Raw genomic sequence first — 20667 nt, 5'->3', positions numbered from 1 at the left:
AGGTCAGACGGCCATCTATGGACTCAGCAGCATCGTTGCGCGATTGCTGAACTATCTCTTGACCCCTCTCTACACGTCCAAGAATGTATTCGACCCGGAGCAGTATGGGATCATCACCGAGATGTATGCCTATGTGGCTTTCTTGATCATCTTCTTGACCTATGGTCTGGAGACGGCCTTCTTCCGCTTTGCCAATCGGGAACCGAGTAAAAAGGAACTCATTTTCGCCACAGCGGCCAAGAGCCTCCTCACCACTTCCGCCATCTTCATGACCATGGCCACACTCTTCAGCGAAGAGATCGGTCGTGCGCTCCACTATCCCGATCATACCGAGTATGTCATTTGGTTCGCCATCATCGTAGGCTTGGATGCCATCGGCACCTTGCCTTTGGCCCGTCTGCGGCAGGAGAACAAAGCACTGCGTTTCGCATTCATCAATCTGGCCAATGTGACCATCAATATCGGTCTCAACTTGTTCTTCTTGGCCTACTGTCTGCCCAAATACCAGGCAGGTGAGGTGAATTGGTTGGTGTCCACCTTCTATGACCCGGAGATCGGAGTGGGCTATGTATTCATCGCCAATCTGATCGCCAGTGTGGTCAAATTCCTCCTACTCACCCCGTATCTCACACATATCAAAGGCTTCGACACGGGCCTTCTCAAGCAGATGTTGCGCTATGCTCTGCCTCTATTGGTAGTGGGTATCGGATGGTACATCAATGAGAATTTCGACCGTATCCTCCTCAAGTTCCTCCTATTCGAGGAAAAAGGTGAAGTGGCTACTATGGAACAAGTGGGGATCTACGGAGCGAATTACAAGCTCTCGATCGTCATCATGCTCTTCATCCAGGCCTTCCGCTACGCGGCCGATCCCTTCTACTTCGGTCGTCAAGGGAAGCCGGGTGCCGAGCAACTCTATGCGAGTATCATGAACTTCTTCATTCTTACCGTGTGCAGCATATTCCTATTGGTCACCCTCTATCTGGATCTGTTCAAATACTTCATTCCCAATGAGGCATACTGGGTAGGCTTGGGTATCGTCCCCATCCTGCTGATGGCCAACATATTCCAAGGCATCTATTACAATCTCTCCTTCTGGTATAAATTCATCGATAAGACCTCCTACGGGGCGGTGCTCGCCTTGATAGGTGCAGCGCTCACCTTGATACTGAACTTCATCTACATCCCGCAATACGGATATCAGGCATGTGCTTGGGTCACTTTTACCGCCTACGGGACTATCATGCTCCTGAGCTATTTCATCGGTCAACGATTCTACCCTATCCCCTATCAGATCGGGCGTATCCTATTCTACATCCTCTTTGCTTGGAGCATCTACATGGGATTCGAGATGGTCAAAGAGCATATGGGCTATAGCCGCTTTGCTCTAGCAGCCGTGCTGATCATCGGCTTTCTGGCGGTAGGGTATCTGCTCGAGCGCAAGAATCTCCGATTATTGCGGACTCTTTAATCCCCCTCCTATGATGGACCCTACCTATATCGTCAATCGCTCGTCCAATCCGCTACCGGCCTATGCCACCGTCCATTCGGCAGGTATGGATATACGCGCAGAACTCGAAGCACCCTTGACACTGAGTCCCATGCAACGCCATTTGGTCCCTACTGGATTGTACATGGCATTGCCTCCGGGCACTGAAGCCCAGATACGACCACGCAGTGGATTGGCGTTCAAGAAAGGGCTCACCGTCCTAAATGCACCCGGCACCATCGATGCCGACTATCGCGGGGAGGTAAAAGTGCTATTGATCAATCTTTCTGACGAGGAGGTGGTCATAGAACATGGTGACCGTATCGCTCAGATGGTATTGGCCAAGTATGAGCACTTCGTTTGGGAGGAAGTCGATTCGTTGGAAGAGAGCGAAAGAGGAGTCGGAGGCTTCGGCCATACCGGAGTCAAGTGAGCACCAGCAGACATCCACACAGACCTTTTGTCCTAACTTTATCCGCTTATCATCCATCAGGCACGCACTTTGTGAAGAATTATCCATGCTGAAGAAGACATCCTACATACTTCTGGTCCTGACCATTATCGCCTGTTCACCTACTGCACAGACCACCAAGTCATCGCGTGGATCCAAATCATCCGGCAAGGAGTTGACCGAGGCCCAACAGATGAAGTTGACCTCGCTCTTCATCGAAGCGCAGAAAGAACGCATGTTGGGCAATGTCTTCACCGCTGATAAGAAACTCAATGAATGTCTGCAGATCGACCCGGATAACCATGCGGTGATGTTCGACATCGCCAGTATTGCCAAAGAACAAGGTCTCGCTGGTAAAGCCCTCGAATTCGGAAAAAGGGCTTCTGCCGAGGACCCGGACAACATCTGGTACAAGGCTCTACTTGCAGATGTCTATCTCGACCTCAATGAATTCGAAGAGGCCGAGGCCATTTATGACCGTATCATCCAGGATCATCCGGAGGGATTCGATTACCTGTATGACCTATCGATGGTACGCTATCGAATGGGTGACTTGAATGGCTCCATCGAGGCATTGGATCAGATAGAGGAGCGTATGGGATTTGCTGAAGAGCTCTTTCAGCAGAAACACCTTCTCTACATGGAATCCGAGCAGGAGGATAAGGCCATAGAGGAGTTGGAAAAGGTCATTGAGAAGTATCCCAAGAATCCCACCTACCATGGCATGCTGGCCGAGGTCTATGAGAAACAGGGAGAGATGGACAAGGCGCTGGAGTACTATGAGAAGATATTGGAATTCGACCCGGACAATGGGATGGTGCAGCTGAGCCTCTACGAGTACTACACCAGACAGGGAGACTCACAGAAAGCCCAAGAAGCCATCGTCAAGGGATTCGGAGATGAACTCATCGACATAGACACCAAGATCGGCATCTTGCTCAACTACTATGAGATGAGCGAGAACGATATCTCGAGAAGGCAAGAAGCCCTCAGGCTCTGCGAACAATTGGTGGCCACCTATCCAGATGAGGCAAAGGCACATGCCATCCAAGGAGACTTCCTTTTGCGGGAGAATCGACTGGAAGAGGCGAGAGACGCCTTCCTACGCGCTGTAGACGAAGACCCTGACCGCCAGATCATCTGGTCACAGATCCTGGCCCTGGATTCTGAAATGCAGGACTATGAAGCGCTCAACGCCCACAGTGCTGAAGCTTTGGAGTTCTATCCGGCCAACCCGACCTTCTACCTACTCAATGGAATCTCCCACAACCAATTGGGCGACCATGAAGCAGCCATAGAAGCTCTGGAGGGAGGTAAAGAATTGGTCATCGATGACGATGCGTTGCTAGTAGATTTCTACTCGGCCATCGGGGATGCGTACCATCAACTCGAGCAGCATATGGAGTCCGATAAGGCTTTTGACAAGGCCATACGTATCGCTCCGGACAATGTGTATGTGCTCAACAACTACAGCTACTATCTCTCCTTGCGCAGAGCCAACTTGGAAAAGGCGGAGAGCATGGCCTTGAAGGCCAATGAGCTCTCTCCCGGTCAAGCTTCTTTTCAAGACACCTATGCCTGGGTGCTCTATCAGAATGGAAAGTATACCGATGCCCGTACCTGGATCGAGAAGGCCTTGTCCAATGGAGGAGCATTGAGCGGAGTCATACGCGAGCACTATGGCGATATCCTCTTCAAATTGGGAGAGACCGATCTGGCATTGGAAGAGTGGAAGAGCGCCAAATCCCTAGGAGACCATTCCGAATTTTTGAACGAGAAGATCGAAAAACAGACCTTGATCGAATGAGCTCAGGGCCGAACCATATCCTACGGTCTACCATTCTTACAGTATGCGCAGCCCTTCTTCTCAGCGCCTGTTCCAAACAGCGGGAGACTATAACGATAACTGGTCCAGCAACACCCAATTTCATCACCTCCAACATGGAGTCGCACATGTTGCAGTACGATTGGTTTGCGGCCAAGGTGACCACCGAGGTGGAGATGAAGGATCAGAAGATGAGCTTCAAGACCAATCTCCGCATGCGCAGGGATAGCATCATCTGGATGAGTATCTCCCCTGCTCTAGGTATCGAGGTCGCCCGCATGATCGTCACTCCAGACAGTGTCAAGTTCATAGATAAATGGAATGACAAATACTATCTCGGCACCCACGATTTCATCGAAGAGCGTGTCAATGTCGAGCTGGACTTCAGTATGTTGCAGGACCTTGCCATCGGCAATCCCATCCTCTATGATGCTGAAGAGCGATTCAAGGGATCCAAAGATGATGATGGCTATGTGTTGACCTCTCGCGCAAAGGCCAAGATCCGAAAGGTGGCCGGACTCAAATACACCAAGAAGAACGTAGAGGCCATGGAGGACACCGTGATCCTGGAGGTGGATGAGAAGCGCTATGACAAGGTGATGGAGAAATATGAGGATGACAATGATCTCATCGTCAAGCGCTATTGGGTGCATGCTGAGAATTTCAAAGTGGTACGCACCATCATCAATGACCTGCTCAACCTACGCTCCATACAGGCCGAGTATCATGACTTTGAGGCAGTAGAGGACCAACTGGTCCCTATGAAGATGAATTATGTCATGGCAGATACGGATCAACAGGCCTCATTCGTTATGGAATACTCCCGTGTAAAACTCGACCGCCCTACTACATTTCCCTTCACAATTCCTGAGAAATTCGTGAAGATCGAATAAGCCATGCGACTCCTTCTCTTTGTACTCTTCTGGGCCTCTTCACTCACCCTTTTCAGCCAGAGTAAAGAAGAACTCCAAAAACAACGCGATGCTATCGTGCAGGAGATCAAGTACACTTCTGATCTGATCGCTGAAGCCAAAAAGGCCCAGCAACTCACCCAATCGGAGATGGCCATTCTTGACAAGCAGATCGCCCTCCGTTCTCAATTGATACGCAGCATGCAACGCGAGATCAAAGGCCTGGAACGCACCATGGAGGCTAACAAAGCGCTGATCAAGGAGAAAGAGGAGCAATTGGCCAAACTCAAAAAGGAGTATGCCCAGCTCATCTATCTGGCCTATAAGCACAACAACTCCTATGACAAGATGCTATACATCTTCGCAGCGGATGATTTCTACCAGGCCTGGATGCGCTTGAGACATCTCAAGGATGTGGCCCGCTATCGAGAGGATCAAGGTGTAGAGATCGTCAACACCAAAGAGATCCTGGCCGAGAAGAATCGAGAACTCCAAGCGCAACGTACAGAGAAACAGGCCCTATTGAGCGAGCAGAAATCAGCTCAAGAAGAATTGGATAAGGATAAGCGGGCCAAGGAGCAGAACCTCCTCGCTCTGCGTGAGGATGAACAGGATCTGAAAAAGAAACTCAAAACACAGGAGAAGAAACAAAAGGACCTGAGCAAGGCCATCGAGCGGCTTATCGCAGAAGAATTACGGAAGAATACACCTAAAGGTGGCGACCGATATGCCTTGACCCCTGAGGAGCGATTGAGTTCGGAATATTTCTCCAATAACAAAGGCAAATTGCCTTGGCCTGTTGAGCGCGGAGTCATCACAGGTTCCTTCGGGACGCATGCCCACCCGGTGCTTCCCGGTATACAGGTCACCAATAATGGGATCGATATCACCACTGAGAAGAATGCCATGGTGCGCACCATCTTCGAAGGTGAAGTGAGTGGCATCATCGAAATTCCCGGCAATGGTATGGCCGTAGTGGTCAAGCACGGGGGCTACCGCACAGTCTATTCCAATCTGAGAGAAGTGATGGTAAGCAAAGGGCAGCATGTGGATACCAAACAGGCCGTAGGTGTCCTGATGGACGAGGGCAACTCATCCATGGCACACATGGAGATATGGCAGGTGACCTCATCGGGTATGAAGAAGCTGAATCCATCGCAATGGATCGCGAGATAGTACGACATGCATCCGCTGTAGAATAGCTATCTTTGACCTTCCTTTTAAAACACAGGACATGCCCATTCTCACAGTGCTCCTAGGAATGATCGGCCCATGGCAGATCGTATTGATCGTAGCTGTCGTACTTCTCCTTTTCGGAGGACGTAAGATCCCTGAACTCATGCGTGGCCTCGGCCAGGGCATGAAGGAATTCAAGGATGCCACCAAAGGAGACGAAGAGAAAAAAGAGTCCTGATAGCTCACCATGGAGTATACGCGTATCGCGGATGTCCAAGCTGACATCCGAGCGGGTAAGACCACCCTCCCTCATCTTGTCGACCACTATCTCTCTCAGATCTCTGCCAAGGAGGATCTCAATGTGTTCTTGGAAGTCTGGGATGAAGAATCTCGCGCTCAGGCAGCAGAGATCCAGCAAAAGATAGACGATGGTACCGCTGGCCGATTGGCTGGAGCAGTCATCGCCATCAAGGATAATCTCTGTGTCAAGGACCATAAGGTATCGGCAGCTTCACAGATTCTCGGTGGATTCGAATCCATCTATACCGCTACAGCGGTCCAGAGACTCTTGGATGAGGACGCCATCCTCATCGGCCGAACGAATTGTGATGAATTCGCCATGGGCAGTTCCAATGAGAACTCGGCCTATGGACCGGTGAAAAACCCACTGGATGAGAGCAAAGTACCTGGAGGATCATCTGGTGGGAGTGCCGCAGCCGTAGCAGCTGATATGTGCATCGCTTCCCTAGGATCAGACACCGGAGGGAGCATCCGGCAACCGGCCTCATTCTGCGGGGTAGTGGGTCTCAAACCGACTTATGGTCGCATCTCACGCTATGGTCTCATCGCCTATGCGAGCTCTTTCGATCAGATCGGTCCTTTTACCCATAGTGTGGATGATGCCGTACTTCTTACCAGTATCATGGCCGGTAAGGATGCCCATGACAGTACCAGTTCTTCTCAAGAAGTAGAGGCCTTCGAACCTAGTGACCATAAAATGCGCATCGCATATATCTCTGAATGCTTGGATTCCAAGGGAATTTCAGATGAGGTCAAAGAGGATTTCCAGAAGAAAATAGATGCACTCCAGGCACAAGGGCATACCGTGGAACCGGTCTCATTCGACCTTCTGGACCACATGATACCCGCCTATTATGTGCTCACGACTGCCGAGGCCTCCAGTAACCTGGCCCGATTCGATGGCATACACTACGGCTATCGCAGTGAAAAGGCCACCGACATCGACAGCACCTATCTGTATAGCCGCAGCGAGGGATTCGGTGCGGAAGTGCAGCGGAGGATCATGCTCGGCACATTCGTTCTGAGTGCGGGATACTATGACGCCTATTACTCCAAGGCACAGAAGGTCAGGCGTATCGTCCAAGACCGTACGGAAAAGATCTTCGAGCAGTACGATCTATTGATGACCCCGACAGCGCCTTCTTCAGCATTTGGTCTGGACAGCGTAAAGGACCCCATTGCTATGTACTTGCAGGATATTTTCACCGTTCAGTCCAACTTGGCCGGAATACCGGCCATCTCGCTTCCGCTTATGCAGGATAAGGGGCTTCCGGTAGGGCTTCAGTTCATGGCTCCACGCTTTGAAGAGAACCGTTTGTACGAAATTTCCGTACAAATGTTGGGATACACTGCCCAAGATGCTTGAAATAGCACAGAATAATTCCGTGCAAGAAGCGTTTTTGGGAGGCGATATCCACTGTGAAAAACGAGATCATTGTGTATCTACTTTTACACATAGAAGTGATATCATTGACCTCCCTGAAGCGATGAAACAATACACACTCATATCGGTCTTCCTACTAATGTGTTTTGGCTACCAGGCACAGGACACAACGGCATCAACTGTTGCTACAGACTTGGACACGACTGTCATCGTCTTGGATACGGTAAGCGACCGTTTGGATGAACTACGGATAGTCCCTAGAGATACTACAGTATATCATACCGCAGCTCAGGTAGATAGTTTGGCCATGGGCCAGACCGAATTCTTGGCCATACCGGACAGTGTTTTCATCGCACGACTGGAAAAACTCGATGCAGAATCGCCTTTTGCCTTGGATTACAATCGCCATGTACGTGGCATCTTGAGAGCCTATCTAGGTAAGAACTCCAAGCTGACCGCCCGTGTGCTCGGTCTGTCAGAGATGTATTATCCCATGTTCGAGGAAGTATTGGATAGAGAAGGCCTCCCACTGGAACTCAAACACCTGGCGGTTGTGGAATCGGCATTGCGCCCCACTGCACGGTCCAGAGCGGGAGCCACCGGTCTCTGGCAGTTCATGTACGGTACGGCCAAAGAGAACGGTCTGACCATCACTTCTTATCTGGATGAAAGGAAATCACCGATAGCCTCTACAGAAGCAGCATGTAAATATCTCACGACTCTGTACAAACGCTACAACGATTGGAATCTGGCCTTGGCCGCATACAACAGTGGACCGGGTAATGTAAATAAGGCCATCAGACGGGCCGGAGGTAAGAAGGACTACTGGGAGATCTGGAGATTTTTACCACGTGAGACGCGTGGCTATGTACCGGCTTTCATCGCTGTGAACTACGTGATGAACTACTATGAGGATCACGGAATCCGACCTATAGAGCCTCAGTTCACCTACGGAGAGTGTGATACGATCACGGTCTATCACGCCATGGATTTCGACCAGATCAGTCATTTCACCGGGACGGACATAGACAATCTACGCTGGCTCAACCCGCAGTATCATCGCGACTATATCCCAAAACGGGACGGTGGAATGCCGCTCGTATTGCCTATCAAGGATATCGGGGATTTCATGGCCAATGAGGAGAAGATCAGAGAATACAAGAAGCCCAAAGTCTCTCCAAGCCCTGCGGCTAAGGCCTATGCTTCACGCAAGACCCAATCGAATTACTACTCGACAGAAGGTTTGGTAAAAGAGGTCTACACAGTCAAGAGCGGTGACGTGATCGGAGTGATCGCTGACCGCTACGGAGTCGGCTTGAGCAAGTTGCGCTACTGGAATGGGATATCCGGATCACGTATCTATCCCGGTCAAAAATTGGTCATCTACCGCAAGCCGGGGCACAAGGTGAGTGCTCCATCTCAGGCAACAGCTGCTAAAAAGATACCATTGGACCCCAATGCGCGTTATCATACCATCAGACCAGGAGATACCCTTTGGGACATTGCCAAACTGTATGAAGGGGTTTCTGTCAACCAGATAAAACAATGGAACTCTCATCTGAACTTCAAGCGTCTCAAACCCGGTCAAAAAGTGCGGGTCTCAGGCTGACGCTATTCCTTTCTGTATTCCTTGTATTGGCCTCTTCCTGTGATGAAGGAGAGAAAGTATTACCCGCCTTCAGCGGACAAGCTTCTGAAGTGGTCATCGTCATGAAGGATGTCCATTGGAATGGAGATGCCGGACGATTGATGAAGGAAATGCTCTATACCGCATTCCCCTATCTCCCCCAGGCCGAACCTTCATTCGATATCATCCACCAGACTCCCAAAGATCTATCATACAATCTCAGGCTGCATCGTAATCTCATTTTCGTGGATATCGAGGACAATGCCCGAAACTCCCCTACACGTGCTGTGCGCAAGGAGAGTCAGTGGTCCAAAGGTCAGGTGGTCTATACCTTCCACTCTCTGGATGAGCAGGGCTTCATCGAGAAATTCAAAGAGGTGGGAACAACGGTCTTGGATGATATCCGTAGGCAGGATAGGAAGCGACATCAAGACTACCTGCGCAAGGTGGAACACGCCCTTATAGGTAAGCAATTGCAGGATGAGATGGGGCTGGACCTACTGGTACATCAAGAGTATAAACTCCACACGATCAGTAAGGACTTCGCATGGATGACCCGCGAGCGCATCCAGTATCTCAGCGGTGTAGGACATGATGTGGTACAAGGCATTGCCATCTACGTCAGACCCTATACGAGCGATAGCATATTCGATCCTGAGTCGTTGATGGAATATCGCAATGAACGACTGGCCGATCATGTAATCAGCCGATACGATGAACCTATGCGGGTAGAGCCCCTGATTCCCCCTTCGTATGAGCAGGTCGAATTCGGTGAGAACTATGCTATCGAAGGACGAGGACTCTGGCGCATGGAGCGTCCCATCATGGGCGGACCCTACGTGAGTCTCACCGTGGTGGATGAAGAAAATGCGCGAGTGATCACCGTAGATGGCTATGTCTTCGCGCCCAAATTCGACAAACGCAACTATCTCCTCGATGTAGAGGCCATCGTCTATTCGCTGGATTTCTGACCTATCCTTCTGAATTCCAAAGCCTTCTGACTGTATATCCTGTTGATAACAAAATATGTCCATTTCGATGGATCGACTTGGACTCTGGCGTACTTTCAGATACATGGTCACCGAGGATATTTCCATCTACTTCCACAAGCATTGCCGCTTCCGATTCCGGGGTGGGAAAGAGGCCTATGGGGTGATCTGGGAGAACAAAGGAGCCTTGGTATTCAGCAGCAAGGAGCTTCACTCGCGCTATAAGGATGATCCTGATTTTCCAGAGAGCGATGCCGTGCTACCCATCGATAGTGATGACGTACTCATGGCCGAGGTCATCTCCTGATTCCCCTGCGGTAGAACCCTCCTCTCTTGGCTGACCCCTTCTTTTCTTCTTCCTCTTCTTCAGGTAGTTTGGACCAGATGCGCGTGTTGAGATCCAATTCTTCGACCAGACTGATGGCCAGCATCATATCGTCATGGTATTCCCGAGTGGCCTCTTTATCGATGATCGACCGGAAGATGCTCGGTTCAAAGAATTCTTTGGATATAGGTATCGCAACATAGACTTTGGAATCCTTGAAGGATAAGGAAGGTGAGACCTCGTGCTTCTCAGCATAGAGGAAGATACGCTCCATGAGCTTGGGAGAAAGGATATAGCGCGCTTCTACCTGATCGCTGGAATAGACGGCAAAGCGCTTCTCGAAATCCACATTCTCCATCTGCACCAATTCATCACGGGTGAAGTTGAGTTTCTGCAATTGCTGGCCCATGTTCCCCAAGAATCGTTCAGCTAGATCAGGGACGATCACCGTTCGGTGCTGAGTGAACTTATTGAGATCGGCACGGAAGAACAAGCCTTTGAATTGGGTTTGTAGTTGCTTTCTCCCTTTACTATCCTCCCGGTATACTTGGCTATGCACTTCTGAAAAAGCGAACTCGGTCTGATCGAGCTGACCGCTGAAGAGGTCTTCTCCGCGATATCTATCGGGACGCTCGGTGTAGATGCCACAACTGATGAATTCACTCTTCTTGATACTGCCATATCCGCTATATCTGAGCTCTTTGTCGATATGCCTGAGGATGGCCCGTATGATGCGGTTCTTGAATTCGGAGCGATATTCCCTGGAGGCCTTGGTCTTGAACCAAGTGAAGAGTCCTATCCCCGTGATACCGGCCAGGATCAGTGATTGTATGCCCAGGTTAGGAAGGATAGCGATCAGTCCTACGGCCAAGGCTCCCAGACCGATGGTAGGGTACAGAAGGGTGCTTTTTATCTGCTTACGCTCTACTTCGAGTTCACGAAGAGCGGGTAGCAGCTCGCGTTCATAATAAGCATCGAAGGATTCCTTATGGACCTCTTCTTCCTCCAAGAGGATCAGCTATTGAAGAGCTCTTTGGCAGAGATATTCTTGCGCTCTTCTTCTGGGATCTCAATGAACAAGCGAGGTGTGTATCCCATACTGCGCGCCATGATGTTGGTAGGGAATTGCTCCAGTCCGTTGTTGTAGTCCTTTACAGCAGCATTGTAGGTCCTACGGGAGGCAGAGAGTTGCTCTTCCACTTCATTCCAAGCGGCTTGAAGCTGCAAGAAATTCTTAGATGCCTTGAGATCCGGATAGTTTTCTACTTGCAGCATCAATCCCCGTCCCAATCGGTTGACCTTGTTGGCGATCTCTATCTGTTGCTCGGGACTCAATCCTCCACTCATGGCCCGGGTACGTAGCTCGGTCAGCTGTACCAAGGTCTCCCTCTCGTGTTTCATGTAGGCTTTGACCGTCTCTACCAGATTGGGGATGAGGTCGTAGCGTTTCTTGAGTTGAACATCGATATCGCTCAATGCTTGATCGACCGTGTTCTTCCGATTGACCAGGTTGTTGTAAAGCAGGATTCCGATCAGGATCGGAAGTGCGATGATCACGAGGGCGACTATGGCAGCCATGTTTAAATGGGGTATTGGTTAAGAAAGCACTTAAGACAGCGCTTCCAGGTCGAAGGTGTAGTCTTCCATGATCTGGTTGACCAGAAGACGCTTGCAGGCATCATCCACTTTTTCTCGAGCGACTCCCTCATCAGGGGCTTCTATCTCCAAGGTGATGTGCTTTCCTATGCGGACATTCTCGATCTCACTCAGACCCAGTTTATCCATGTTGCTACTTACAGCTTTCCCTTGAGGATCCAATAAGGCCGCTTGGGGCATGATGTCTATCTCAGCTTTGAATTTCATTCCGTGAAGTGATGTTTCGTAGAAGCGATAAAAGTAGATATAAAACGATGATGAAAGGGACGGCCGAGAACTGCAGCCATACGAAGAGTAAGGCAGCCACTGCTATGAACAACAATTGCCATCGGCTCCGCGGACGATCCCCTCTATCTGCCTTCATAGAAAGCAATCGCACATCACTGACCATCAAAAGACCCAGGACCATGGAGGCGACAGCCAGGACGATAGGCTGACCCAGTATGTGCACATGGGATTCATGCACTGAAGAAAGAGGAATGGACAACCAGAACAAGGCATTGGCCGGGGTAGGTAGACCCTTGAAGTCCAATGCCTGACTCACGTCCAGATTGAATTTGGCCAGTCGCAAGGCCGAACAGGCCACCATGACCAATGGCACGAAAGGAAGCACCTGCTCCCATCCGACCAACTGGATATCACCTGACTCCATATATATGCTCCTTAACATGAGTTCACGGGCAATAAGCGCAGGAGCCACACCGAAGGTGACCATATCGGCCAGGCTGTCCAATTGTTTCCCGATCTCAGAACTCACTCCCAACATGCGTGCGACCATACCATCCAGCAGATCGAAAGCTGCTCCTACAGCTATAAGGATAGCAGCCGGATAAATGGACCCATCAGCTAGAAAAATGATGGCAACTACGCCTGCCAAAAGGTTGAGCAGTGTTATGCTATTGGGAATGTGGCGTTTCACAGAGCGAATGTAGGACTATGCGGATTCTTGGATCAGAATCCCACTCCTACCCCACCGCGTATGACGATGCCGTTGTAGAAAGAGTCTGGATCCTCGATGACATCATAGAGTGCCATGAAGCTGATATATACCCGATCAGCTATCCGCTGGCGATATCCACCCCCGACCAATAAGGCTGGGAAGGAGGTCTTGAATTCCAGATCTTCTCCATTAGAGACCTTGACCCTTTCCTTGATGGTCAGGTGTTCGAATTCTGCATGGGCGAATAACTCAGGTAAGGGATAGAAGCGATTGAAGACCCGCGGACCGTGATAGTTGATGGATACATTACTATTCCCTTGATAGATGTACGTATAACCGAGTCCTGCCACATATCGATCAGAAACCTTGTACCCTATCAATGGAGTACCTCCTATCGCTGTAAAATTATTGCTGAAGCTCAGCACCACATCCCCACCGAATACCAGCCGGTCTTTAAAAGGAGGTTTGTCCTTCTCTTCTTGCGCATGGAGGCAAAAGCTGCTCATCATTAGGATGAATACAATGGAAAGTGAGTAACGCATCATGGGTCGAATTTACAGCAATACGCATCCAAGGCCGTGCCATCCTACTCATGCGAGCGATTGGAATGCAATTTTTTAAGCAATTGATAGTTAAATGGATGCACGTCCACGCCCTGTGTTCTCAAGCATAAACGATAATTTTACCTGATATGTCCCTCCGTATCCTTTACATGCTCCTATGTGGGTCTTTGATCATGTCCACCACGAGTGGCCAATCGCAGACCCGGAAATACTCCAATGAGTTCCTGGCCATAGGCGTGGGAGCCCGAGCACTGGGTATGTCAGGCACACAGGTGGCCTTGGTCAATGATCTGACATCCAGCTATTGGAATCCGGCCGGGCTACTAGGTGTAGAGGCCGATCTACAAGTGGGAGCCATGCATGCCGAGTATTTCGCAGGTATCGCCAAATACGACTATGCTGGTTTTGCCAAAGGACTCAATGAGGATGAGGCCATCGGTTTCAGCTTCATTCGATTCGGGGTGGATGATATCCCTAACACGACCGAACTGATCGATGCCAATGGCCAGATAGACTATGATCGTGTGACACGATTCTCAGCTGCCGACTATGCCTTTATATTCTCCTATGCACGCAAATTGGGCGAAGGACTTCAGGCCGGGGCCAATGCCAAGGTCATCCATCGGGTAGTAGGGGATTTCGGAAAGAGTTGGGGATTCGGCCTGGATGCCGGTGTTCAGTACCATAAGGATCAGTGGTTGCTCGGTGCCATGCTCCGCGATGTCACGACCACGGTCAATGCTTGGAGCTATTCCCTCGATGAGGCCACTATGAATGCCTTTGCCATCACCGGGAATGAGATCCCTACCAATTCGACCGAGATCACCTTGCCCAAGCTCATCATCGGGGCGGCTCGCGAGTTCGATATCAATGACAATCTGGATATCACAGCTGCATTCGACATGGATGTGACGACCGATGGACAGCGGAATGTATTGCTCAGTGCCGACCCGATCAGTGTGGATCCCCATCTGGGAGTCGAGGTAGGTCTCAAGGACTTGATATACGTTCGTGCGGGAGCCGGGAACATCCAGCGTGTGAAGGATATCGAAGGAAGTGAAGAACTCATCTTCCAACCGAATTTCGGCATAGGGGTGCGACTCAATAATATCTCCCTAGACTATGCACTCACCGATATAGGTGATCAGTCTGCAGCACTCTACAGCAATATCTTCTCTTTACGATTGGATATCTATAAACAGGTGAATTGACTTGAGAAAACTATTGACCATAGGGTTGCTCACTGTGATCGGTGGGCTTGCAGCACAGCCGTATGGCAATGAATGGATCGACTACGATCAAGCCTACTTCCGGGTAGATGTCTATGAGACGGGCATCTATCGATTGTCTTATGATGCGATGGTGGATGCAGGTGTTCCTCTGACACAAGTGTCGAGCGAGCAGTTTGCCATGTACGCCCGCGAAGAATCCATACCTATCCATGTCGAAGATGGTGGAGACGGGCAGATCGGTCCCGATGATTACATCGAATTCTTCGGAGAGGGGAATGATGGCTGGCTGGACTCTCTGCTGTATACCGATCCCAGCCTGATGGCCAATCCATATTTCAGCCTTGTAAATGATACTATCCACTACTTCCTTACTTGGACCGATACAGGAGATAATGATAGGATGGAATTGGAGAATGATATCCAATTCTTCAATTACCTCAGCCCGGAATATGTTCTTCGGGATGTACGTGTAGAACAGCACTCACAGTACAGTTTCGGTCGGTTGCTGGCCTTCAACAACAACATCCCGGATTATGTGGAAGGAGAAGGATGGATGGGGAATCGATTCGGGCTCGGGACTTCATCGGTCTCACAGCTGATCACGCTCAATACCACCAATGCATTTACAGGAATTGCACCATCGGCCCAAGGGCGCAGCGTCTTTGCCAGTGCCAATAATGCTGTAGTAGTGGGAGACAATCACCACATACGCGTCTACCGTGGGCCCAATAACAATGTGCAACTAGGCGATTTCGTCTTCTTGGGATATGAATTGAATAGTGTGGACTTCACTATTCCCAGCAGTCAAATGGATGAAGAGACTTTCATCAACCACGTGGTTATCAATGACCTCAATACGACCTCCGATCAATTCCGAGTAGGCTACACGGAGATACGCTACTCCCATACCAAGGATGTCAGTGATTTGGAGAGGATAGATATCCGCGTGCCTTCCAATCCCAGTCAGGACAAATACCACCTAGACCTGAGTGGTGTGGATCTGGAGAACCCCATCGTCTATTCCTTTGGTCCCGATCAATACCGTATCCAGAGTGTTCTGACCGACCAGAACTTGGACCTGATCATACCGGATCAAGGATCTTATTCTCGCGTATTCATCGTGGATGAATCAGAGGTCATACCTGCCAGCATCGAAGCCGCGGGAAACAACGGTCAGTTCACCGATTATTCTGCACTCACTCCTGATTCAGCATTCATCATCATCCACCATCCCCACTTCACCGAAGCGGTGCAATCCTATGCTGCGTACCGCACCAATAGCGATCAAGATGCCGTGCTGGTCGATGTGGTAGAACTCTATGACCAATTCGGAGGTGGAATAGAAAAGCATTTCTTATCCATCCGTAGATTCTGTGATCTCGCCTTGGATGCCTGGCCCGAAGCACCCGGTCATCTCTTCTTGGTGGGAAAGTCCATCTTTCTAGAACCCCAGAATGGCTATCAAGGCGCAAGGAAGGATCCCGAACTCTTCTCGCAGAATCTTCTTCCTTCTTTCGGCAGCCCTGGAAGTGACATACTCTTCACGAGTGGGCTACAAGGACTGGAGGTGACTCCAGCTATTCCAACCGGAAGACTGAGTGCGATCACTCCAGAAGAAGTGACGGCCTATCTGAACAAGATCATCTACAATGAATCCCGCGATCCCGCTGCGTGGATGAAGAATGTATTACACTTCGGAGGAGGTACCACAGAACCCGAACAGAATGCATTCGCCAGCTATCTGAACAATTACGAGGCGATCATCGAGGATACCTGTTTTGGTGGCTACGTACACACTTTCCTCAAAGAGAGTTCCCTGCCCATTGTGGTCAATCTCTCGGATAGTATCTCAGGAGTCATCGAAGAAGGCGTTTCGATATTGACCTTCTTCGGACACGCTGGAGGTGGACAGTTCGATCAGAGTATCGATGAACCGGAGAATCTGGAATGGGGTGCGCACCCGGTGGTCATCGTCAACAGTTGCTTCTCTGGCGACATCCACCAGCCCGGTCATCTGAGTACGAGTGAGGATTATGTGATACAGAACGGGAAAGGAGCCATCGGTTTCATCGCCTCGGTGCAGCAGGGCTTCGAGGGATTCTTGAATGCCATCAGCACGGAACTCTACAAGCAGATCAGCAGGAAGAATTACGGTAAGTCGATCGGATATCTCATGCAACAGACCATCGATAGTCTTTCTGATGCGGGATTCACTCAGAGTGAAGCCCGTGCTTCTCTATTGATGAATCTCTTGGAAGGAGACCCGGCCACGACCATTTTCTCTCCAGCCAAACCGGATCTCAGTATCGATGCGAGTTCCATCTCTTTCTCACCCGAAGTGATCACCCCATTGGTAGACAGTATTGAAGTCCGCATCGTCTTGACCAACATAGGTAAAGCGACCACGGAGACTTTCCAAGTAGGGTTGATACGCACTTATCCGAATGGAACGGAGGTGCCGTATGGAATGAACGTGGATGGGTTGAATTTCAGGGATACCATCGTATTCAAGATACCTTCGGATTTCTCCAATGCCTTCGGGATCAACACCTTCCAAGTACAGGTGGACCTACCGAGCAATGTGGTCCCCGAGCTGGACAATTTCTTCAACAACTCCCTTACTGCCACCTTACCCATCACCGATGGAGGGGTCTTCCCGGTCATCCCCTATACCTATTCCATCATTCCTGACAATACCGTCACCTTGAAGGCCAGTACAGGAAATCCATTCATCGAAGAGAGGGAGTACCGCCTGCAATTGGATACGACCGACCTCTACGATTCACCCCTCTTCCAGCAGCACTCCATCACCCAGAGTGGAGGGGTATTGCAATGGGAAGTACCTATCACCTTGAGCGATAGTACGGTCTATTACTGGCGTGTGGCAGAATGGGCCGATGATCCGGAAGAAGTAGAATGGCAAGAGAGTTCCTTCCAATACATCCCCGATCGCATAGGCTGGGGACAAAGCCACTATTTCCAGTTCAAAGAGGACCGGTTCAACAACCTCATCTACGACCGCCCTGAGAGGGAATTCGACTTTCTCTCCGGCACCAAATTGCTCAGCTGTGAGGTCTATGGGGATTCATACGACCTGAATCAGTCCTCCCAGTATTTCATCGATTTCCAGTCCATGGAGTACAATGGCTGTACAACTATCGAGGCTTTTCACGTTGCAGTGATCGACCCCATCACACTGGAGCCTTGGGGCAATCGATACGATGGTCAGAATCCCGATAATTTCTTCGGAAATGCCAACGATGATGGCTCTTGCCGAAATAGGGTGGAGCGATACTTCATCTTCAGACAGAACAGTGAAGAACAGATGGCTGCCTTCCAGAACATGATCGAGAATGAGATTCCAGATGGCCACTATGTGCTAATCTATTCCTGGTTGCATTCCCGTCCGAGTTGGTTGGTCAATACTTTCCCCGATGCGGCACCCTTCTTCACTGATTTCGGAGCTGAGCAGGTAGCCGGCATCGAAAGCGATGTGCCTTTCATCACCATCGGGGTAAAGGGCGACCCATCGCAGACCATCGAAATAGTGGGAGATACACTGAACAGTTTCATAGAGTTGGATTTCGATATGCCGGTCACAGGGAACAGTGGGCGTATGAGTACGCCTCGCATCGGTCCTGCTGTATCGTGGGATGCTCTTTACTGGGAGGGGCACCGCTATGACCCCAGTGATAGTGCCACAGTGAGCATCCTGGGCATCAATGCCCAAGGAGCCGAAGAGCTCATACCCGGAGCCAATTTCGATATCACCCTCGGTGAGGTCACCGACCTGGACCTGATCGTGGATGCTGCACAGTACCCCTTCATCCGTCTGCAGGCCGATTTCTACGACCCTCAAGAACTGGACCCCATCCAGCTCGATCGCTGGCAGCTGCTCTACGCCCCGGTGCCTGAAGCTGCGCTCAATCCCTCCGTGGCCTTCTCATTCCACAATGACACCATACAAGAGGGTGAGATGATCGAACTGGTGCACACGGTGGAGAATATCTCATCGCTGGATATGGACAGTCTGCTCGTCAGGTATTGGATAGAAGATGCCAATAATGAGATCACCGAGATCCCTTACCCACGTCAAGGTCCGCTACTGACCGGGGCTGTATTGACCGATACCATCAGCTACCCATCCACGGGTCTACAAGGGGTCAACACGCTATGGGTGGAGGTCAACCCCATCGTTCCTGCTACGGGTGAGTATGATCAACTGGAGCAATATCACTTCAATAATCTGGGTCAGATCCGCTTCATGGTGGAGAAAGACCGTATCAACCCCATACTGGATGTCACCTTCGATGGCGCCCACATACTGGATGGAGACCTCATCTCAGCCCGCCCTGAGATACTCATCCGATTGGACGATGAAAATCCATACCTCCTCATGGATGAACCCACCGATACGGCCTTCTTCAGTGTATTCCTTACCGATCCCTTCGGCACTCAGCGCAGGGTCTATTTCACGGATGGACAGGGAAATGAGACCATGACCTTTGTCCCGGCCAGTGGAGAGAGCAATATCTCGGATATCCTCTTCCGCCCCGACCTGGAGTTCGATGGGCGGTATTCTTTGCTAGTCATCGCTTCTGACAAGAGCGGGAATGCTTCAGGGAATGTCAACTACCGCATAGGCTTCGAAGTAGATCATCAGTCCAGCATCACCGAAGTGCTCAACTATCCCAATCCATTCACCACGAGTACACGCTTTGTCTTCACGCTCACCGGTGTGGAGGTCCCCGATCAGATCAAGATCCAGATCATGACTGTCACCGGCAAGGTGGTACGGGAGGTCTTCAAGGAAGAACTGGGCGACATCCGCATCGGGCGCAACATCACCGACTTTGCCTGGGACGGCACCGATCAGTATGGCGATCGACTCGCCAATGGGGTCTATCTCTATCGCGTCATCGTCAAGGATCAAGGAATGGATGTCGATGTGCGGGCTACCGCGGCTTCTACCTTCTTCAAGAAAGGATTTGGGAAGATGTATCTGATGAGGTGAGGGATATCGGGGTTCTGACCCTCGGCAAGCTCGGGGTGACGGGTTCTGGGTTCTGGGTTCTGGGTTCTGGGTTCTGAGAAATATCATTCATCATTCTGAATTCCTAATTCCGCATTCTTTATTCATTATTCTGCATTCTCAATTAGCTTACTAGTTTCGAATCCCGTATGTCCATCCTACGCAAGCCCATCGTCCTGAGCATTCTGAGCGGTATCCTGCTCACTTTGAGTTGGCCGGCCATCGGAGGGATGACCTTTTTGATCTTCGGGGCATTCATCCCCATGCTTCTGATGGAGGATGAGCTGTATCAGCGTAGGCATTCCATCCATTCCAAGCGCATCTTCTTTATCGCCTTTGTGGGCTTTTTCCTCTGGAATCTGGGCACCACCTATTTCATTCTCTATATCCGCGAGCCGGATGTCCCGCCTATTCAGCAGACCATCGCTCGTATCACGGCTGCGGGTCTGACCTATGTGCTCAATTCAGCCTTCATGGCCATCGTATTCTGGCTCTTCCATCTCACCCGAAGAAATGTAGGGGGCGTGGCCGGCTATGCCGCCTTGGTGCTGTATTGGATGAGTTTCGAGTATATCCATATGCAATGGTCCATCAATTGGCCCTGGCTCAATCTGGGAAATGTCTTTGCACAGGACGTGCAGTATGTACAGTGGTATGAGCACACAGGCAGTCCTGGAGGCACTCTGTGGATACTACTGGTCAATCTTACCCTTTTCACCGCGATAAAGGCCCGCTGGCAAGGGCGCAAGGCCCGGAGTATGCGTATG

18 protein-coding genes are annotated in these 20667 nt (G+C 50.4%); 13 read left to right on the top strand and 5 right to left on the bottom strand.

All coding sequences use genetic code 11. The annotated features are described in order from the left end of the window. From HKN79_06865 to HKN79_06820, 10 genes are all read left to right on the top strand, one after another. Positions 1-1471 (top strand): oligosaccharide flippase family protein (locus HKN79_06865; GenBank protein NNC83281.1); only part of this gene is annotated, 1471 nt, incomplete at its 5' end. Positions 1472-1484: 13 nt separating this feature from the next. Further along, a complete protein-coding gene (gene dut, locus HKN79_06860; GenBank protein NNC83280.1) occupies positions 1485-1922 on the top strand; it encodes a dUTP diphosphatase in 438 nt (145 codons plus the stop codon). 85 nt (positions 1923-2007) lie between these two features. Further along, complete coding sequence (locus HKN79_06855) at positions 2008-3747, top strand: tetratricopeptide repeat protein (protein NNC83279.1); 1740 nt, start codon at positions 2008-2010, stop codon at positions 3745-3747. A gap of 134 nt (positions 3748-3881) precedes the next feature. Next, on the top strand, positions 3882-4658 hold the full coding sequence (locus tag HKN79_06850) for a DUF4292 domain-containing protein (GenBank protein ID NNC83278.1): 777 nt from the start codon (positions 3882-3884) through the stop codon (positions 4656-4658). Between the two features lie 3 nt (positions 4659-4661). Further along, positions 4662-5852, top strand: a complete 1191-nt coding sequence (locus HKN79_06845; protein ID NNC83277.1) for a peptidoglycan DD-metalloendopeptidase family protein — start codon at positions 4662-4664, stop codon at positions 5850-5852. Between the two features lie 58 nt (positions 5853-5910). Then, positions 5911-6090 (top strand): twin-arginine translocase TatA/TatE family subunit, encoded by a 180-nt coding sequence (gene tatA, locus HKN79_06840; GenBank protein NNC83276.1) that lies wholly within the window; start codon positions 5911-5913, stop codon positions 6088-6090. A 9-nt stretch (positions 6091-6099) separates the two neighbouring features. Then, the gene (gene gatA, locus HKN79_06835) at positions 6100-7518 is read left to right on the top strand and encodes an Asp-tRNA(Asn)/Glu-tRNA(Gln) amidotransferase subunit GatA (GenBank protein NNC83275.1); all 1419 of its coding nucleotides are present in this window, start codon (positions 6100-6102) and stop codon (positions 7516-7518) included. A 121-nt stretch (positions 7519-7639) separates the two neighbouring features. Beyond that, positions 7640-9145, top strand: coding sequence for a LysM peptidoglycan-binding domain-containing protein (locus tag HKN79_06830; GenBank protein ID NNC83274.1), 1506 nt, complete (start codon positions 7640-7642; stop codon positions 9143-9145). After that, complete coding sequence (locus HKN79_06825) at positions 9082-10134, top strand: DUF4837 family protein (protein ID NNC83273.1); 1053 nt, start codon at positions 9082-9084, stop codon at positions 10132-10134. Before HKN79_06830 ends, HKN79_06825 begins: the two co-directional genes overlap by 64 nt. 67 nt (positions 10135-10201) lie before the next feature. After that, positions 10202-10459, top strand: a complete 258-nt coding sequence (locus tag HKN79_06820) for a hypothetical protein (protein NNC83272.1) — start codon at positions 10202-10204, stop codon at positions 10457-10459. On the opposite strand, the gene HKN79_06815 is transcribed toward HKN79_06820, so the two are convergent. The 5 genes from HKN79_06815 to HKN79_06795 are packed head-to-tail and all read right to left on the bottom strand — an operon-like array spanning position 10449 to position 13618. After that, entirely contained in the window at positions 10449-11486 is a 1038-nt protein-coding gene (locus HKN79_06815; GenBank protein NNC83271.1) for a DUF3137 domain-containing protein, read from the bottom strand. The genes HKN79_06820 and HKN79_06815 overlap by 11 nt on opposite strands. A 5-nt stretch (positions 11487-11491) precedes the next feature. After that, positions 11492-12055, bottom strand: a complete 564-nt coding sequence (locus tag HKN79_06810) for a LemA family protein (GenBank protein ID NNC83270.1) — start codon at positions 12053-12055, stop codon at positions 11492-11494. Positions 12056-12085: 30 nt separating this feature from the next. Beyond that, positions 12086-12340: a phosphoribosylformylglycinamidine synthase subunit PurS gene (gene purS / locus HKN79_06805; protein ID NNC83269.1), complete on the bottom strand. Its 255-nt coding sequence runs from the start codon at positions 12338-12340 to the stop codon at positions 12086-12088. Continuing rightward, positions 12324-13052, bottom strand: a complete 729-nt coding sequence (gene pssA / locus HKN79_06800) for a CDP-diacylglycerol--serine O-phosphatidyltransferase (protein ID NNC83268.1) — start codon at positions 13050-13052, stop codon at positions 12324-12326. The genes purS and pssA overlap by 17 nt, the downstream gene beginning before the upstream one ends. Positions 13053-13084: 32 nt before the next feature. After that, positions 13085-13618, bottom strand: a complete 534-nt coding sequence (locus HKN79_06795) for a hypothetical protein (GenBank protein NNC83267.1) — start codon at positions 13616-13618, stop codon at positions 13085-13087. A gap of 146 nt (positions 13619-13764) precedes the next feature. On the opposite strand from HKN79_06795, the gene HKN79_06790 reads away from it, so the two are divergent. The 3 genes from HKN79_06790 to HKN79_06780 form a co-directional block, all read left to right on the top strand. Then, positions 13765-14847, top strand: coding sequence for a PorV/PorQ family protein (locus tag HKN79_06790; protein ID NNC83266.1), 1083 nt, complete (start codon positions 13765-13767; stop codon positions 14845-14847). A 1-nt stretch (position 14848) separates the two neighbouring features. Continuing rightward, the gene (locus HKN79_06785; GenBank protein NNC83265.1) at positions 14849-19882 is read left to right on the top strand and encodes a hypothetical protein; all 5034 of its coding nucleotides are present in this window, start codon (positions 14849-14851) and stop codon (positions 19880-19882) included. Between the two features lie 167 nt (positions 19883-20049). Continuing rightward, the coding region (locus HKN79_06780) for a hypothetical protein (protein NNC83264.1) at positions 20050-20667 on the top strand (618 nt) is incomplete at its 3' end.

Source organism: Flavobacteriales bacterium (assembly GCA_013001705.1).
In the GTDB taxonomy this organism is placed as follows: domain Bacteria; phylum Bacteroidota; class Bacteroidia; order Flavobacteriales_D; family JABDKJ01; genus JABDLZ01.
This window is presented reverse-complemented; position numbering and strand designations above follow the sequence as displayed.

What these genes read in the sequence shown, in the direction of transcription:
- dut (NNC83280.1), top strand. Translation starts at nt 1,485, where the DNA reads ATGGACCCTACCTATATCGTCAATCGCTCGTCCAATCCGCTACCGGCC.
- HKN79_06855 (NNC83279.1), top strand. Translation starts at nt 2,008, where the DNA reads ATGCTGAAGAAGACATCCTACATACTTCTGGTCCTGACCATTATCGCC.
- HKN79_06850 (NNC83278.1), top strand. Translation starts at nt 3,882, where the DNA reads ATGGAGTCGCACATGTTGCAGTACGATTGGTTTGCGGCCAAGGTGACC.
- HKN79_06845 (NNC83277.1), top strand. Translation starts at nt 4,662, where the DNA reads ATGCGACTCCTTCTCTTTGTACTCTTCTGGGCCTCTTCACTCACCCTT.
- tatA (NNC83276.1), top strand. Translation starts at nt 5,911, where the DNA reads ATGCCCATTCTCACAGTGCTCCTAGGAATGATCGGCCCATGGCAGATC.
- gatA (NNC83275.1), top strand. Translation starts at nt 6,100, where the DNA reads ATGGAGTATACGCGTATCGCGGATGTCCAAGCTGACATCCGAGCGGGT.
- HKN79_06830 (NNC83274.1), top strand. Translation starts at nt 7,640, where the DNA reads ATGAAACAATACACACTCATATCGGTCTTCCTACTAATGTGTTTTGGC.
- HKN79_06825 (NNC83273.1), top strand. Translation starts at nt 9,082, where the DNA reads ATGGAACTCTCATCTGAACTTCAAGCGTCTCAAACCCGGTCAAAAAGT.
- HKN79_06820 (NNC83272.1), top strand. Translation starts at nt 10,202, where the DNA reads ATGGATCGACTTGGACTCTGGCGTACTTTCAGATACATGGTCACCGAG.
- HKN79_06810 (NNC83270.1), bottom strand. Translation starts at nt 12,055, where the DNA reads ATGGCTGCCATAGTCGCCCTCGTGATCATCGCACTTCCGATCCTGATC.
- purS (NNC83269.1), bottom strand. Translation starts at nt 12,340, where the DNA reads ATGAAATTCAAAGCTGAGATAGACATCATGCCCCAAGCGGCCTTATTG.
- HKN79_06795 (NNC83267.1), bottom strand. Translation starts at nt 13,618, where the DNA reads ATGATGCGTTACTCACTTTCCATTGTATTCATCCTAATGATGAGCAGC.
- HKN79_06790 (NNC83266.1), top strand. Translation starts at nt 13,765, where the DNA reads ATGTCCCTCCGTATCCTTTACATGCTCCTATGTGGGTCTTTGATCATG.